Source organism: Streptomyces noursei ATCC 11455 (genome assembly GCF_001704275.1).
In the GTDB taxonomy this organism is placed as follows: domain Bacteria; phylum Actinomycetota; class Actinomycetes; order Streptomycetales; family Streptomycetaceae; genus Streptomyces; species Streptomyces noursei.
Genome location: NZ_CP011533.1, coordinates 3,698,350 through 3,712,947 on the forward strand (window position 1 = coordinate 3,698,350; position 14,598 = coordinate 3,712,947).

General features: G+C 69.4%; 16 protein-coding genes and 1 pseudogene. 13 read left to right on the forward strand and 4 right to left on the reverse strand.

Annotation, left to right across the window (positions count from 1 at the left end; genetic code table 11):
* The 3 genes from xseA to SNOUR_RS15335 all read left to right on the forward strand — a co-directional run bounded on the left by xseA (nt 1) and on the right by SNOUR_RS15335 (nt 2,364).
* A complete protein-coding gene (gene xseA, locus SNOUR_RS15325; protein WP_067347288.1) occupies nt 1-1,257 on the forward strand; it encodes an exodeoxyribonuclease VII large subunit in 1,257 nt (418 codons plus the stop codon).
* A 10-nt stretch (nt 1,258-1,267) separates the two neighbouring features.
* Nucleotides 1,268-1,537: an exodeoxyribonuclease VII small subunit gene (locus SNOUR_RS15330; RefSeq protein WP_067358335.1), complete on the forward strand. Its 270-nt coding sequence runs from the start codon at nt 1,268-1,270 to the stop codon at nt 1,535-1,537.
* 233 nt (nt 1,538-1,770) lie between these two features.
* Entirely contained in the window at nt 1,771-2,364 is a 594-nt protein-coding gene (locus SNOUR_RS15335) for a malonic semialdehyde reductase (RefSeq protein WP_067347290.1), read from the forward strand.
* A 105-nt stretch (nt 2,365-2,469) separates the two neighbouring features.
* Here the strand turns inward: SNOUR_RS15335 and SNOUR_RS15340 are convergent, their stop codons facing one another.
* Entirely contained in the window at nt 2,470-3,006 is a 537-nt protein-coding gene (locus SNOUR_RS15340; protein WP_079142659.1) for a DUF4245 domain-containing protein, read from the reverse strand.
* Between the two features lie 228 nt (nt 3,007-3,234).
* On the opposite strand from SNOUR_RS15340, the gene glpX reads away from it, so the two are divergent.
* On the forward strand, nt 3,235-4,266 hold the full coding sequence (gene glpX / locus SNOUR_RS15345; RefSeq protein ID WP_067347294.1) for a class II fructose-bisphosphatase: 1,032 nt from the start codon (nt 3,235-3,237) through the stop codon (nt 4,264-4,266).
* 130 nt (nt 4,267-4,396) lie between these two features.
* Here the strand turns inward: glpX and SNOUR_RS15350 are convergent, their stop codons facing one another.
* Together SNOUR_RS15350 and SNOUR_RS15355 are read right to left on the reverse strand one after the other, a co-directional pair.
* Entirely contained in the window at nt 4,397-4,759 is a 363-nt protein-coding gene (locus tag SNOUR_RS15350; RefSeq protein ID WP_067347296.1) for a WhiB family transcriptional regulator, read from the reverse strand.
* A gap of 332 nt (nt 4,760-5,091) precedes the next feature.
* Nucleotides 5,092-5,682 (reverse strand): annotated as a pseudogene (locus SNOUR_RS15355) (DUF1707 SHOCT-like domain-containing protein); the annotation flags it as partial.
* A 300-nt stretch (nt 5,683-5,982) separates the two neighbouring features.
* Here SNOUR_RS15355 and SNOUR_RS15360 point away from each other — a divergent pair.
* The 5 genes from SNOUR_RS15360 (at nt 5,983) to SNOUR_RS15375 (ending at nt 11,014) form a co-directional block, all read left to right on the forward strand.
* On the forward strand, nt 5,983-7,659 hold the full coding sequence (locus SNOUR_RS15360; protein WP_067347298.1) for a fumarate hydratase: 1,677 nt from the start codon (nt 5,983-5,985) through the stop codon (nt 7,657-7,659).
* 280 nt (nt 7,660-7,939) lie between these two features.
* On the forward strand, nt 7,940-8,278 hold the full coding sequence (locus SNOUR_RS15365; protein WP_067347299.1) for a WXG100 family type VII secretion target: 339 nt from the start codon (nt 7,940-7,942) through the stop codon (nt 8,276-8,278).
* Nucleotides 8,279-8,335: 57 nt separating this feature from the next.
* Nucleotides 8,336-9,577 (forward strand): putative T7SS-secreted protein, encoded by a 1,242-nt coding sequence (locus tag SNOUR_RS15370; RefSeq protein ID WP_067347301.1) that lies wholly within the window; start codon nt 8,336-8,338, stop codon nt 9,575-9,577.
* A 12-nt stretch (nt 9,578-9,589) separates the two neighbouring features.
* Entirely contained in the window at nt 9,590-10,327 is a 738-nt protein-coding gene (locus SNOUR_RS46185) for a hypothetical protein (protein ID WP_159425862.1), read from the forward strand.
* 24 nt (nt 10,328-10,351) lie between these two features.
* The gene (locus SNOUR_RS15375) at nt 10,352-11,014 is read left to right on the forward strand and encodes a hypothetical protein (RefSeq protein ID WP_067347303.1); all 663 of its coding nucleotides are present in this window, start codon (nt 10,352-10,354) and stop codon (nt 11,012-11,014) included.
* Nucleotides 11,015-11,050: 36 nt separating this feature from the next.
* Here SNOUR_RS15375 and SNOUR_RS15380 read toward each other — a convergent pair whose 3' ends face one another.
* Nucleotides 11,051-11,254, reverse strand: a complete 204-nt coding sequence (locus SNOUR_RS15380; protein WP_067347305.1) for a hypothetical protein — start codon at nt 11,252-11,254, stop codon at nt 11,051-11,053.
* A gap of 225 nt (nt 11,255-11,479) precedes the next feature.
* Between SNOUR_RS15380 and SNOUR_RS15385 the strand changes: the two genes are divergently transcribed.
* The 4 genes from SNOUR_RS15385 (at nt 11,480) to SNOUR_RS15395 (ending at nt 14,532) form a co-directional block, all read left to right on the forward strand.
* Complete coding sequence (locus SNOUR_RS15385; protein ID WP_067347307.1) at nt 11,480-12,400, forward strand: helix-turn-helix domain-containing protein; 921 nt, start codon at nt 11,480-11,482, stop codon at nt 12,398-12,400.
* Nucleotides 12,357-12,473 carry a DUF397 domain-containing protein gene (locus SNOUR_RS48330; RefSeq protein ID WP_312632579.1) on the forward strand — a complete coding sequence of 39 codons (117 nt, stop codon included), beginning with the start codon at nt 12,357-12,359 and terminating at the stop codon, nt 12,471-12,473. The genes SNOUR_RS15385 and SNOUR_RS48330 overlap by 44 nt, the downstream gene beginning before the upstream one ends.
* Nucleotides 12,474-12,637: 164 nt before the next feature.
* Nucleotides 12,638-12,952 (forward strand): hypothetical protein, encoded by a 315-nt coding sequence (locus SNOUR_RS15390; RefSeq protein ID WP_159425863.1) that lies wholly within the window; start codon nt 12,638-12,640, stop codon nt 12,950-12,952.
* A 185-nt stretch (nt 12,953-13,137) separates the two neighbouring features.
* Nucleotides 13,138-14,532 (forward strand): class II fumarate hydratase, encoded by a 1,395-nt coding sequence (locus SNOUR_RS15395; protein WP_067347311.1) that lies wholly within the window; start codon nt 13,138-13,140, stop codon nt 14,530-14,532.
* Nucleotides 14,533-14,598 lie beyond the last annotated feature (66 nt).

The following is a 14,598-nucleotide window of genomic DNA, read 5'->3' on the forward strand; positions in this document are numbered from 1 at the left end:
ATGGCTGTCTCTACGTCTCCGGAAGCGCCGATCCCGGTCGGCGAGGTGTCCCGACTCATCGGCGGGTGGATCGACCGACTCGGCGCGGTGTGGGTCGAGGGGCAGATCACCCAGCTCTCGCGGCGGCCGGGCGCGGGCGTGGTGTTCCTGACGCTGCGCGACCCGTCGCACGACATCTCGGTGAGCGTGACGTGCTACCGCCAGGTCTTCGACAAGGTCTCCGAGGTGGTGAGCGAGGGCGCCCGGGTGGTGGTGCACGCCAAGCCGGAGTGGTACGCCCCGCGCGGTCAGCTGTCGCTGCGGGCCGCCGAGATCCGACCGGTCGGGGTGGGTGAACTCCTCGCCAGGCTGGAGCAGTTGAAGCGGACGCTGACCGCCGAGGGGCTGTTCGCGGCGGAGCGCAAGCGCCCGCTGCCGTTCCTGCCGCAGCTGATCGGGCTGGTCTGCGGCCGGGCCAGCGCCGCCGAGCGCGATGTGCTGGAGAACGCCCGGCACCGTTGGCCGGCGGTCCGCTTCGAGGTGCGCAATGTGCCGGTGCAGGGGGTGCACGCGGTGCCGCAGGTGATCGCCGCGGTGCAGGAGCTGGACGCACTGCCCGAGGTGGACGTGATCATCGTGGCGCGCGGCGGCGGCAGCGTGGAGGACCTGCTGCCGTTCTCCGACGAGCAGTTGGTGCGGGCGGTGGCGGAGGCGCGCACGCCGGTGGTCTCGGCGATCGGCCACGAGCCGGACAGCCCGCTGCTGGACCTGGTTGCCGACCTGCGCGCCTCGACGCCGACGGACGCGGCGAAGAAGGTGGTGCCGGACGTGGGCGAGGAGCTGGCCCGGGTCCGTCAACTGCGGGAGCGGGCCCGGCGCGCGCTCGGCGGCTTCCTGGACCGCGAGGAGCGGGGCCTTGCGGCGGCGCTGCAGCGCCCGTCGATACAGCATCCGCAGCGGATGGTGGAGCAGCGCGAGGAGCAGGTCACCGCCCTGCTGGAGCGCGGCCGCCGGACGCTGGGCCATCTGCTGGACCGCGCGGACTCCGAGCTGGTGCACACGTTGGCGCGGGTGGTGGCGCTCTCCCCCAAGGCGACTCTCCAGCGTGGTTACGCGGTGCTCCAGCGGCCGGACGGGGCGGCGGTGCGCGCGCCGTCCGAGGTGGCGGTGGACGAGGAGCTGCGGGCCCGGGTGGCCGAGGGCGAGTTCCGGGTGCGGGTGGCCGCGGTCCCGGGTGCGGATTTCGAGCAGACGGTTCCGACCAGGGCGGACTCATAGGGTGGGAGACATGGCGAAGACGGATGACGTGGTGGACGAGGCGGCCGGCGGAGCGCCGGTGGATTCCACCCTCGGCTACGAGCAGGCGCGGGACGAGCTGATCGAGGTCGTCCGCCGCCTGGAGGCGGGCGGCACGACACTGGAGGAGTCGCTCGCCCTGTGGGAGCGCGGCGAGGAGCTGGCGAAGGTGTGCCGCCGCTGGCTGGACGGCGCCCGGGCGCGCCTGGACGCGGCGCTGGCGGAGGGGTCGCCGGAGAACGGCGAAGCGGAGCAGGAGTAGGCGTAGGAGTACGCGTAGGGCCGAACCAAGGGCGGACCCGAGCCCCTCGTCCCGAGCGGCGGCGAACCCGAGTGGCCTTCCGTATTCCGGATTCCGGAAGGTCGCTCCCGCCTTGTGAAGCGCCTCACACTTTCCAGCCGTTAGTTGAACTTTAATCTATCTCGGTTAGAGTGGTTCCCGTAGACAGCACAGTCTTCGAAGATCCGTAACCACCCCAAGCCCGAGGTGCCCCGATGTCTCTCGCCCTTGACGCAGCCGCCCAGGACCTCCTCTTCCGCGAGGCCCAGACCGCCAACACGTTCACGGACGAGCCGGTGACGGACGAGCAGGTCCAGGCCATCTACGACCTGGTGAAGTACGCCCCGACCGCCTTCAACCAGTCGCCGCTGCGGATCACCCTGGTCCGTTCCGAGGACGCCCGCAAGCGCCTGGTCGCGCACGCCATGGGCGCCAACGGCCCGAAGACCCTGGCCGCGCCGCTGACCGTGGTGCTCTCCGTCGACCTGGACTTCCACGAGAAGCTGCCGCGGCTCTTCCCGGCCCTGCCGAACGTCAAGGACGACTTCTTCTCCGAGGCCGGGTACCGCGAGGTCGCCGGCACCCAGAACGCCACCCTCCAGGCCGGCTACTTCATCCTCGGCATCCGCGCCGCCGGCCTGGCCGCCGGCCCGATGACCGGCTTCGACTTCACCGGCGTCGACAAGGAGTTCTTCGGCGACGGCAAGCAGAAGTCCTTCCTGGTCATCAACCTCGGCAAGCCCGCCGCCGACGCCTTCTTCCCGCGCTCCCCCCGCCTGTCCTTCGACGAGGCCGCGACCACCGTCTGAGCCGCCCCCGGCCCGACGCATCACGAGGCCGCCGCACCCCAACCGGGTGCGGCGGCCTCGTCGTTGCTCCTGCGGCGTGCCCGGCGAACGGGGCGGGCCGGCCGCTCAGCCCTTCTTGGCGACCAGGGCCGCGGCCAGCTCCGCCAGCCGCCCGTACGGCGCGGTGCCGGTGACGACCGTGGTCACCCCCGGCTCCTCGTTGACCAGCGCCTTGTAGGTGTCGCCCTGGTAGCGGTCCCACTTCTTGCCGCCGACGGCCTGCTGGCCGGCGACCTTGGCCGCGCCCAGTGTCACGTCCTGGATGAACTGCTTGGCGGGCGCATCGCTCTGCTCGACGGCCGCGTACTGCTGCTCCGGGTCGAGCAGCCCCAGGTGCCAGGCGCCGCCCTTGCCGTCGTTGCTGGCCTGGTAGCTCACGGAGGTGGTCCGCCAGGTCTTGGGCAGGCCCTCGGGGGCGGCGACCGGGTACGGGGCGGCGCGTCGGGCGGTGATGATCTCGACGCGGGTGTCGACGGTCTGCACCGCGTTCTTCTCCGCGGTCGCGCTGTCGTCGTGCGGGATGAAGAAGTAGATCGCCCCGACCAGGACGCCGATCACCGCCAGCGACAGAACCATGTCCGTCACTCTTTGCCTGCCTCGCATACCAGCCACGTCCCTATGGTCCCCTATGCCCGTCGGCGACCGGACGCGGCCCCCTCGGACCCCACCCACCTGCCCAAACGGAGCGGCGTCCGGATAACGGGCGGCGGGGGCGCTACCCAGCCAGTGGCTTGCTCATGCGAAGGCCCCCCTGCTCATTTTCGCGACCTACCGATAAAGTCATGAGCACCCTCATCAATCCGGCCGTCGCCGTACAGAAAGGTGCGCTCGATGACCGAGCATCATCTCCCGTCCCAACTCGAGGTCAGCCCGGAGGCCCCGGACCGCAACCTCGCCCTGGAGCTGGTCCGGGTGACCGAGGCCGGCGCCATGGCATCGGGCCGCTGGGTCGGACGTGGTGACAAGAACGGCGCGGACGGCGCGGCGGTGAAGGCCATGCGCGCCCTGATCCACACCGTCTCCATGAACGGCGTCGTGGTCATCGGGGAGGGCGAGAAGGACAACGCCCCGATGCTCTACAACGGCGAGCGGGTCGGCGACGGCACCGGCCCGGAGTGCGACGTGGCCGTGGACCCGGTGGACGGCACCACGCTGACCGCCAAGGGCATGGCCAACGCGGTCTCCGTGATGGCGGTCGCCGAGCGGGGCTCGATGTTCGACCCGTCCGCGGTCTTCTACATGGACAAGCTCGCCACCGGCCCGGAGGCGGCGGACTTCGTCGACATCACCGCCCCGGTCGCGGTGAACATCAAGCGGATCGCCAAGGCGAAGAAGTCCGCCGTCGAGGACGTCACCGTCGTCATCCTGGACCGGCCGCGCCACGAGGGCCTGGTCAAGGAGGTCCGGGAGGCCGGCGCGCGGATCAAGTTCATCTCCGACGGCGATGTCGCCGGCGCGATCATGGCGGCCCGCGAGGGCACCGGCGTGGACCTGCTGCTGGGCATCGGCGGCACGCCCGAGGGCATCATCGCGGCCTGTGCGCTGAAGTGCATGGGCGGCACCTTCCAGGGGAAGCTGTGGCCCAAGGACGACGACGAGCGGCAGCGCGCCATCGACGCCGGCCACGACCTGGACAAGGTCCTGCAGATCGAGGACCTGGTCCGCGGTGACAACGTCTTCTTCGTCGCCACCGGCATCACCGACGGCGAGCTGCTGCGCGGCGTCCGCTACCGCGCGGAGACCGCCTACACCCAGTCCCTGGTGATGCGCTCCAAGTCCGGCACCATCCGCCAGATCGACTCCGAGCACCGCCTCTCCAAGCTGCGGGCCTACAGCTCGATCGACTTCGAGCGCCCGAGCTGATCCGGGCCGTCCCGGCACGCAACTCGCCCCCGTCGGAAGCGACTTCCGGCGGGGGCGAGCTGCTCCCCCAGCTGCCGCCGGGGGGTGCGCCCAGCCGCGGGTGCGGGAGCCCGTGCGGACTCGCGTGCGGTCAGCCGGCCGCGGGCATCGGGGCGGCGGCCCGCTGCAGTTCGTTCTCCCGGCGCCGCCTGCGGGTCAGCACCACCCGGCGCTCGGCGGCCGTCAGCCCGCCCCAGACGCCGTACGGCTCCGGCTGGAGCAGGGCGTGCTCCCGGCACTCGACCATCACCGGGCAGCGGGCGCAGACCCGCTTCGCGGCTTCCTCCCTGGCCAGCCGTGCGGCGGTGGGCTCCTTGGAGGGGGCGAAGAAGAGCCCGGCCTCGTCCCGGCGGCACACCGCCTCCGAATGCCAGGGGCCGGCCTCGTCACGAGCGTGCCCTCGCTGGGACGGGACGACAGCGGCATCCTGCAGGGGCTGATGCGGTAGCAGCACGGTCTACTCCTGACGACGGCTTCGGCGAGAGAAATCACCCTTGCCCGTCTCGCTGCGCACGGCCTTTTTCGCACCCCGCAGCCGTACGAGAGACGATGCACCAGCCCTACCCGCTGTACGCGGGCTTATGCACACCGTGGCGATCGAGGACGTGACGACCGGTGCCGCAACGGCCCCTGCGACTAGCCGAGTCGGCGGCGCCGGCGCTCCTCCCACCGCTCGTGGCGCTCCGCCCGCAGTCGGTCCATCCGCTCGTGCCGCTCGGCGCGGAGCTCGTCCATCCGTTCGTGCCGCTCGGCACGCAGCTCGTCCAACCGCTCGCGCCGGTCGCCGCGCAGCCGGTCCCGCAGATCGCGGATCCAGGCGCCGCGCTTGGGCTTGGCCTCCACGCTGCCCAGCAGCGCGAAGCCGTTCACGTCCACCTCGGGTGCGTTGCCGTCCTCCGCCTCGTGGGTCTCCACCTCGAAGGAGCCCAGGATGCCGGAGCCGCTGCTGCGCAGGGTGATGTTCTCCGGCACCCGGACCTCGACGCTGCCGAAGACGGAGGCGACGTTGATCTGCACCCGCTGCTGCGGGAAGACCGCCTCGGTCAGGTCGATCTCCACACTGCCGAAGATCGCGACCGCGTTGATCCGCCGCGGGACCCGCCAGCGGCCCTTGCGGTTGGCCGCGCTGAAGATCGCGACGAGGTTCTGGTCGGCCTCCGGGCCGGCCGGGCCGTACTCATAGGGATCCGCGGCCGGCTGCGGCCGGGCGCCGACGGCGGGCAGGTCCCGCACGACGGGCTCCAACTCGCCGAGGGTCTTGGCGCGGTAGACCGCGTCGATCCGCTCGGCGTGCTCCTCGGCGTCCAGCCGGCCCTCGGCCAGCGCCTCCCGCAGGATCTCCGCGACCCGGTCGCGGTCCGCGTCCGAGGCGCGCATCTCGGCCTGGGCCACCGGCCTGCCCTGCGGCTTCGCCTCACCCTTGGTCAGTTTCACCGCCTGCTGATCCGGCTGTGCAAGCGGCCCGGGCGGGGTCTCGGGGCCCGGTCGTCCCCCGTTTCCTGAAGCGTCCACGACCACAGCGTACCGAAACGCGATAGATCGCGACTAGTGGAACGGGGGCGCGTCCGCAGGGACTGAGCCCTACCTCACAGCGGCGGCCCGACGCCGGGGTTCTACGCTGTTCAGGCGCTGCCGTAGAAGTCAGCCACCACCCCTCCGAGTAAGGACATATCCCCCATGCCGGAATTCGCCTATACCGACCTGCTCCCCACCGGCGAGGACAACACCCCCTACCGTCTGGTCACTTCGGAGGGCGTCAGCACCTTCGAAGCCGACGGCCGGACGTTCCTCAAGGTCGAGCCGGAGGCGCTGCGCAAGCTCGCCGCCGAGGCGATGCACGACATTGCGCACTACCTGCGCCCGACCCACCTGGCCCAGCTGCGCAAGATCCTGGACGACCCGGAGGCCAGCGCCAACGACCGCTTCGTCGCCCTGGACCTACTCAAGAACGCCAACATCGCCGCCGCCGGCGTGCTGCCGATGTGCCAGGACACCGGCACCGCGATCGTCATGGGCAAGCGCGGTCAGCACGTGCTGACCGAGGGCGGTGACGAGGCGGCCCTCTCCCGCGGCATCTACGACGCCTACACCCAGCTCAACCTGCGCTACTCGCAGATGGCGCCGCTGACCATGTGGGAGGAGAAGAACACCGGCTCCAACCTCCCGGCCCAGATCGAGCTGTACGCGACCGACGGCGGCGCCTACAAGTTCCTCTTCATGGCCAAGGGCGGCGGCTCGGCCAACAAGTCCTTCCTGTTCCAGGAGACCAAGGCCGTCCTCAACGAGGCGTCCATGATGAAGTTCCTGGAGCAGAAGATCCGCTCCCTCGGCACGGCCGCCTGCCCGCCGTACCACCTGGCCATCGTCGTCGGCGGCACCTCGGCCGAGTACGCGCTGAAGACCGCCAAGTACGCCTCCGCGCACTACCTGGACGAGCTGCCGGCCGAGGGCTCCCCGACCGGCCACGGCTTCCGTGACAAGGAGCTGGAGGAGAAGGTCTTCGAGCTGACCCAGAAGATCGGCATCGGCGCCCAGTTCGGCGGCAAGTACTTCTGCCACGACGTCCGCGTGGTCCGTCTGCCGCGGCACGGCGCCTCCTGCCCGGTCGCCATCGCCGTCTCCTGCTCCGCCGACCGCCAGGCCGTCGCCAAGATCACCGCCGAGGGCGTCTTCCTGGAGCAGCTGGAGACCGACCCGGCCCGCTTCCTCCCGGACACCACCGACGAGGAGCTGACCAAGGGCGCCGGAGCCGACCTCGACGCGGTCGCCATCGACCTCAACCGCCCGATGGCCGACGTCCTCGCCGAGCTGACCAAGCACCCGGTCAAGACCCGGCTCTCGCTCACCGGCACCCTGGTCGTCGCCCGCGACATCGCCCACGCCAAGATCAAGGAACGGCTGGACGCCGGCGAGGAGATGCCGCAGTACCTCAAGGACCACCCGGTCTACTACGCCGGTCCGGCCAAAACCCCCGAGGGCTACGCCTCCGGCTCCTTCGGCCCGACCACCGCCGGCCGGATGGACGCCTACGTCGAGCAGTTCCAGGCCGCCGGCGGCTCCAAGATCATGCTGGCCAAGGGCAACCGCTCCCAGCAGGTCACCGACGCCTGCGGCACGCACGGCGGCTTCTACCTGGGCTCCATCGGCGGCCCGGCCGCCCGCCTCGCCCAGGACTGCATCAAGAAGGTCGAGGTGCTCGAATACGAGGAGCTCGGCATGGAAGCCGTCTGGAAGATCGAGGTCGAGGACTTCCCCGCCTTCATCGTCGTCGACGACAAGGGCAACGACTTCTTCCAGGACCCGGCGCCGACGACGCCGACGTTCACCAGCATTCCGATGCGACCGGGGGCGTGACGACCCGGCGCCACTTCCGGCACCACGTCCTGACGTAACGTCCGGTATCACGTCCCACATAACGTCCCGGACGGTACGGTTCAACGGCCGTCATTCGCAGCGCGCGAATGACGGCCGTTAATTTTTCGCTAATTCACCCGGTCACGGCCATGGCTGGAATCTTTCCCCCTCCTCGCCGCCACCGGAACGCTCTCTCTCATGCGCTTGACCCGCGGAATTACGCACGTGTTACTCTCGCCGGCCACGCGATGGATGACGACATGTCAAGGGGGCGGAACGGATGTCGGGGGCAGGGGAATTCACGGTCGACGTCGAGGAGTTGGGTTCCCTGGCGACGCGATTGGAGCGCTGCACGGAGTCGATGAAGCACGCGAGCGGCGATCTGCGGAGCGCGACCACCGGAGATCTCGGCAACGACCAGATCGACAAGGCCGGGGCGGAGTTCAAAAGCTCCTGGGAATACGGCATCGACCAGATCACGCAGCTGACCGACGCCATCAAGCAGGGCTTGGAGACCACGGCCCGGGCATACAACGAGACGGACGACGCGGTACGGCAGGCGTTCACGAAGGGCGTCCGCCAGGGCGGCGGGGGCCCGGCCACCAGTCCGTTCGGCTGAGCGGCCGGTCGCAGTGCATGGCTTGGACGTCGACCAGAGACATGGGGGAAATGAGCAGTGTCGCTCGGTGAGCAGCTGTGGGGGTACGGCGGCGACCCGTACGAGGACAACGGCAACTTTCCCGGATTGCAGTTCAATCCGGCGCCCGGGGTCCCGCAGGCGGTCAGTGACCTGGTCGAGGACCTGAACCGGGCACAGAAGAACATCACGAGTGCGTCGGAGACGCTGCACAACATCGGCGACGGCGACTGGACCGGAACCGCCGCAGAAGCGTTCCGCGCCAAGACCCAGGCGCTTCCCAAACTCCTTGACGACGCCGGCAAGAGCTTCGAACTGGCTCACGGTGTGCTGCAGAAATGGCAGAACCAGCTGGGCGCGATGCAGTCCAAGGCGCATGCGTACGAGGCCGAGGCCAAGACCGCCCGCAAACGCGCCGAACGGGCCGAACGGAACGACGACCTGAACCTCTTCCGTTTCGGCGGAATCGGAATGACGGACGAGGAGGCCGCGGACGCCAAACAGCGCTACAGCGCGGCGCTCAACGAACTCGGCACGGCCCGCGAGGAACTGTCCGGCATCGTCTCCTCGGCCAACAACATCCGCAGCCAGCACGAGGAGCTCGCCGGAACCGTCGCCTCGGTACTCAAACTCGCCGCCGAACAGGCCCCCAAGGAACCGGGCTTCTTCGACAACCTCAAGAACGGCCTGGAGCAGCTGGTCAAAGACCACGAGGCCCTCTTCCACGCGGTCGGGCGTTGGGCCCAGGAACACGCCAACGCGATCGCGGCCATCGGGGATGTGTTGTCGACGCTCAGTACGCTCACCGGGCTGGTTGGATTCTGCTTCCCGCCGGCGGAAGAAGTCATGGCACCGATTTCCGGGCTGAGTTCGCTGGCCGCGTTTGCACTGCACAAGACGGCACAAGGCTTCGGCGGCAAAGACGTCGTCAGCGACCGGACACTGCTGGAGGACGAGCTGGGGATCGCCTCGTTCGGCCTGAGCAAGGGCGCCACAGTGGCGGAGAAGGTCGGCGGAGCGGTCCTGGGGGAGAAGGTCGACGAGCTCAGCAAGGCCGCTGGGTGGGGATCGACCGGCAAGACCGTGGTGGATTGGAAGCACGACCTGACGAGCCTTGGCTACTTCCTCCCCCACAACGCGGGCGAGGCCCTTGCGGTGGGCGGTTCCCTGCTGCTGGGCGGCACGGCGCCGCCGCTGGGCGGTCTAGTGGTCGCGTTCAAGCACGCCTGGGAAAACGGCAGCGAGAAGGACTCGGCCGCGGCACGGCAGCAAGCGGGCTGAGGAGATCACGCATTGCTTTCCGACATCTTCCTCGTGGTGGTCCTGACCGGCACGCCGGTGATCGTCATCGCCATTGTCGTCACCACCCTTTCCGATCTCGGCGCAACAGCGGACCAGCGACGCAGGAACTTCGAAAAGGTTTGCCGTGCATTCGACGGGAGGCCGGAAGTCAAAGTCCAGGTGCACGGCGCCGGAATGACGGCCGAGCAGACCGCATGGTTGGGCTATCAATACGGGTATTCCGTATCGCACTTCGAGACCCATCGAGGTTCGCCTCGCCGCCTCGTCATGCGTAGGACCAACACTGCCGTCCCACCGAACACGGGTGGCACGCCGGGATGGCCCACACCACCCGTTTCCGTTCGCATGGAACACATCCAAGAGGAACTCCGCCAAGCACCCGATCCGGTCGCCCGGGAGAGGCAGTTCTGGGGCCTCCTGGCCTTCGGTGCCGGATCGGCGATAGTGGCCGTTCGCGAGTTCCACGCCGGGCGCCCCTACGCTCTGGCCGCCGCCACGGTCTCGGCCGTCTTCCTGGCCGGCGCCGCGGTGCTCGCCCGGTACGCGCGGCGCGCCAACCAGCGGAAGCGTAAGGCCGCCCCACCGCGTGCACATCCCGGTCCCGTTCCTGGCGCCCCACTGCCGCCGCCACCGGCGAACAACCCCTACATGGCACCTCCCCCACCGGGATACGGCCCGCCACCGGGCCACTGGCCCCCCGGCGGACAACAGCCGCCGCAATCCCCCTGAGCCCAGCGAGCACGGTGAATCCAGATGAGCACGGAACAGCCGGTAGAGATCGCCTTCGAGATCTCCTCGATCTTCCGGAAGACGACCCCAGGGCTGAATGTCGACCAGGCACGGGCCGAGGTCGCCGCCCACGCGCAAGCGCGCGGCGCGACACCGTCCGAGGCGCAGCTCGACGAGATGGCAGCGGAGTACGCAAAGGTCTCGCAGCTCCTCGCGGAGAACGGCGTGCGCTATTCCGCCACCTGTTTCGGGACGTTCGACGACGGCGACTGGTCCACGGGGACGGTCACCATCGCACTCCAGCCGCTCACCTATCAGGCCCCGGAGATCGCCGTCTCCGGCATGACCAAGATCCTCGCCGCCCACCACGGGCCGACCGCCGAGGTCAGCGCGATCGACCTGCCCTGCGGTCAGGCCACGCTCGTCCTCCGTCAGTCACCCGAGCTGCGCATACCCGCCGAATTCACGGCCTCGGGGGACGACATTCCGATCGATGTCGCACAGTTGCAGGCGTTCATCCCCGTTCCGCGGAGCGCGGTTCCGGGAGCCCAGGCTCTGGTCACGGTCACCTTCAGCACACCCAGCACGGACCACTGGGCCGATTACTGCGAGGTGTTGGCTCCCTTCCTCCGCAGCTTGCGCTTCGCGCCGGAGGGGGTTCCGGCTCCGCGGGACCTCTTCGGTTAGCGGGCCTCCCGTGCGGCGGCGCCGAACGGCTCGGCATCAACAGCTCTTGTGGCGCGGGCAAGCACACGGTGGCCACGCCTGGGAGAGGCCGTAGAGGTCGAAGCGGTCGCCGGCTACGACGTGGATCTGGGCGCGTTCCTGGACGACCATGCCGTCGCGGGTCGTGGTGTAGACGCGCAGGGTCATCAGCGATTGCCGGGACCGCGGGCCCGGTGAGGTGTGGCCGGCGCTCGTGGCCATGGATGACGCTCCTGTTCGGTGGGGGGTGTCGGTGCTGTCCCGTGGGTGGCGAGGGCGACTGCCGGGTTCCGTCGTGGGATGCCCCTAACTTTCAGCGGATCGTTACTTTCCGTGTTCCCATCGTTGCTCTCCGACGTAACCTTGAGAAGGGAGTGAGAGCTGATTCCTACAGACGTAAGAATGGGAAGTGAGGCCGTGGCCAAGGAAATTGAACCGGCGTCATCGATGGCAGCGCTGTTCGGGACGCGGCTGCGGAAACTCCGGCTCGCCGCCGGGCTGACACAGGATGCGCTGGGCCGCCGCGTGCGCACGCACAGCACGCGCATCAACCAGGTCGAGCGGTGCACGGGCGCCAAGCCGACGCTGGAGCTGGCCCGGGCGTTGGACGAGGCGGTGGGGGCGGACGGCTTGCTCATCGACCTCTGGCCGTACGTCTACCGGGAGACGTTCCCGGACTGGTCGCGGAAGTTCATGGCGTTGGCGGAGCGGGCGGTGGTGATCCGTGAGTACGCGGCTGCCGTGGTGCCCGGCCTGCTGCAGACCGAAGAGTATGCGCGGGATTTGCTGAGCCTCGATCACACGCTCGCCTCCGCGGAGCAGTTGGAGGAGCGGGTGGCCGGCCGCCTCGGGAGGCAAGCCCGGCTGGAGGGGCCGGACTGCCCTGAGCTGGCGGTCGTCCTTGACGAAGCGGTGCTGGTGCGGCCCGTCGGCGAACCCTCCGTGATGCGGGCGCAGTTCGCGCGGTTGCTGGAAGCTGCGGACAATCCGCGCATCACGGTGCAGGTCCTGCCGTTCAGCAGCGGCAAGCACGAGGCAATGGGCGGATCGCTCACGGTGCTGTCCATGCCGGACGGCTGCCATGCGGCCTATCTTGAAGGTGCCGACTACGGCCAACTCGTCGAGGAACCAGAGGAAGTGAAGTCGTACCGTGTGGCCTACGAACGGCTCGGGGTACTGGCCCTGCCGCCGAATATGTCGCTCGATGTGATCCGATCCGCAATGGAGGGCACCTACCGTGGCGAGCACATCCCATCCCGATCTGAGCGCCGCCGTCTGGCGCAGGTCCAGCTACAGCAATCAGGCGGGTGGCAACTGCGTGGAGGTGTCGCCAGGGCACCCCGACCTCGTCCCCGTCCGGGACAGTAAGCATCCCGAGGGGCCCGTGCTGGTGTTTCCGGGCCGTGTCTGGGCGGCGTTCGTCGATGTAGTACGGGCGTGAGCGACTGGCGCTCCCTGAGCGCAGAGCCCGCGCAAGATCGGTAACGTGTGCGAGTGGCAGTCCTCGACCAAGGACGTGCCGTCGAACCTGACCGTGGGTCATGGCCGGACGACCGGTGCATGACCGTCGGGCACACCACCACCATGCACAGGGGGAAGCGAATCATGCGCAAGATCAGTCGCTCGTTGGCCGCGGCCGTCACCACCTTGGCGGTCGCCGGCATCACCGTCGCCGGGGCCGTTCCCGCCACTGCCGCGCCGGCCAAGGCGGCGGCCGCGAGCAGCGCGCAGTGCGACAGCATCCGGGATGCGATCCGGCAGCACGCGGAGGCCGGGGACAAGTACACGGGGCTGGCCAAGGTGGAGGCCAGCAAGGCAAACCCGGACCAGGACAAGGTCGCCCAGTACAACGCGAAGGCGAAGGCGGAGTACCAGGCCGCCGACGCGTACCAGGTGAAGTACGCCCAGCAGTGTTCATGACGGTCACCGTTCATGGCCGGGCGGTCTTCGGGCCCGGTCGGTGATGTCGCGGTGTGACCGCTGAGCGGCGTCGTTGCGGGCCCGGCTCCCCGAGCCGGGCCCGTGGCATGCCACCGGTGCGCCCGTTGGGTGCGCGGATCGGTGGATACGGGAACAGATCCCGGGGCGCGGGCACTGTCATAGACATGAGCGAAAACAGCGCATTCAGGATCGAGCACGACTCGATGGGCCAGGTGCGGGTTCCGGCGCATGCCAAGTGGCGGGCCCAGACCCAGCGGGCCGTGGAGAATTTCCCGATTTCCGGGCAGCGGCTGGAGCGGGCGCACATCGAGGCGCTGGCGCGGATCAAGGGGGCCGCCGCCAAGGTCAATGCCGAGCTGGGCGTGCTGGGCAAGGACGTCGCGGAGGCCATCGCGGAGGCGGCCGCCGAGGTGGCCGAGGGGCGGTGGGACGAGGACTTCCCGATCGACGTGTTCCAGACGGGGTCGGGGACGTCGTCGAACATGAATGCCAATGAGGTGATCGCGACCCTCGCCGGTGAGCGGCTGGGGCGGGACGTGCACCCCAACGATCACGTCAATGCGAGCCAGTCGTCCAACGACGTCTTCCCCTCGTCGATCCACATCGCGGCGACGTCGGCCGTCCTGAACGACCTGATTCCGGCGCTGGAGCATCTGGCCGCGGCGCTGGAGCGGAAGGCGACGGAGTTCGCCGAGGTGGTGAAGTCGGGGCGGACGCATCTGATGGATGCGACGCCGGTGACGTTGGGGCAGGAGTTCGGGGGGTACGCGGCGCAGGTACGGTACGGCGTCGAGCGGTTGCGGGCTTCGTTGCCGCGGCTGGCCGAACTGCCGTTGGGGGGAACGGCGGTGGGGACGGGCATCAATACGCCGCCGGGGTTCTCGGCGGCGGTGATCGCCGAGGTGGCGCGGACGACCGGGCTGCCGTTGACCGAGGCGCGCGATCACTTCGAGGCGCAGGGGGCGCGGGACGGGATCGTGGAGACCAGCGGTCAGTTGCGGACCATCGCGGTCGGGCTGACGAAGATCGCCAATGACCTGCGGTGGATGGCGTCCGGGCCGCGTACGGGGCTCGCCGAGATCAATCTGCCGGATCTCCAGCCCGGCTCGTCGATCATGCCGGGGAAGGTCAATCCGGTGATTCCGGAGGCGGTGCTGATGGTCGCCGCGCAGGTCACCGGCAACGACGCGACGGTGGCCACGGCCGGGGCGGCCGGCAATTTCGAGCTGAACGTGATGCTGCCGGTGATCGCCCGGAACGTACTGGAGTCGGTGCGGCTGCTCGGCAACGTGTCGCGGTTGCTGGCCGACCGGACGGTGGACGGGATCACCGCGAACGTGGGGCGGGCCCGGGAGTACGCCGAGTCGTCGCCGTCGGTGGTGACGCCGCTGAACAAGTACCTCGGTTACGAGGAGGCCGCGAAGGTCGCCAAGCGGTCGTTGGCGGAGCGGAAGACGATCCGAGAGGTGGTGGTCGAGAGCGGTTACGTCGAGCGCGGTCTGCTCACGGTGGAACAGCTCGACGAGGCGCTGGACGTGCTGCGGATGACCCACCCGTAACGCTCGCCGTCATCGCCTTCGTAACCACGGGTGCGGCGCATGTCACCGCGCGCGTAACGCGACGCC

Excerpts from the sequence above, each read along its gene's own strand:
- xseA (WP_067347288.1), top strand. The coding sequence starts at position 1 with ATGGCTGTCTCTACGTCTCCGGAAGCGCCGATCCCGGTCGGCGAGGTG.
- SNOUR_RS15330 (WP_067358335.1), top strand. The coding sequence starts at position 1,268 with ATGGCGAAGACGGATGACGTGGTGGACGAGGCGGCCGGCGGAGCGCCG.
- SNOUR_RS15335 (WP_067347290.1), top strand. The coding sequence starts at position 1,771 with ATGTCTCTCGCCCTTGACGCAGCCGCCCAGGACCTCCTCTTCCGCGAG.
- SNOUR_RS15340 (WP_079142659.1), bottom strand. The coding sequence starts at position 3,006 with ATGCGAGGCAGGCAAAGAGTGACGGACATGGTTCTGTCGCTGGCGGTG.
- glpX (WP_067347294.1), top strand. The coding sequence starts at position 3,235 with ATGACCGAGCATCATCTCCCGTCCCAACTCGAGGTCAGCCCGGAGGCC.
- SNOUR_RS15360 (WP_067347298.1), top strand. The coding sequence starts at position 5,983 with ATGCCGGAATTCGCCTATACCGACCTGCTCCCCACCGGCGAGGACAAC.
- SNOUR_RS15365 (WP_067347299.1), top strand. The coding sequence starts at position 7,940 with ATGTCGGGGGCAGGGGAATTCACGGTCGACGTCGAGGAGTTGGGTTCC.
- SNOUR_RS15375 (WP_067347303.1), top strand. The coding sequence starts at position 10,352 with ATGAGCACGGAACAGCCGGTAGAGATCGCCTTCGAGATCTCCTCGATC.
- SNOUR_RS15380 (WP_067347305.1), bottom strand. The coding sequence starts at position 11,254 with ATGGCCACGAGCGCCGGCCACACCTCACCGGGCCCGCGGTCCCGGCAA.
- SNOUR_RS15385 (WP_067347307.1), top strand. The coding sequence starts at position 11,480 with ATGGCAGCGCTGTTCGGGACGCGGCTGCGGAAACTCCGGCTCGCCGCC.
- SNOUR_RS15390 (WP_159425863.1), top strand. The coding sequence starts at position 12,638 with ATGCGCAAGATCAGTCGCTCGTTGGCCGCGGCCGTCACCACCTTGGCG.
- SNOUR_RS15395 (WP_067347311.1), top strand. The coding sequence starts at position 13,138 with ATGAGCGAAAACAGCGCATTCAGGATCGAGCACGACTCGATGGGCCAG.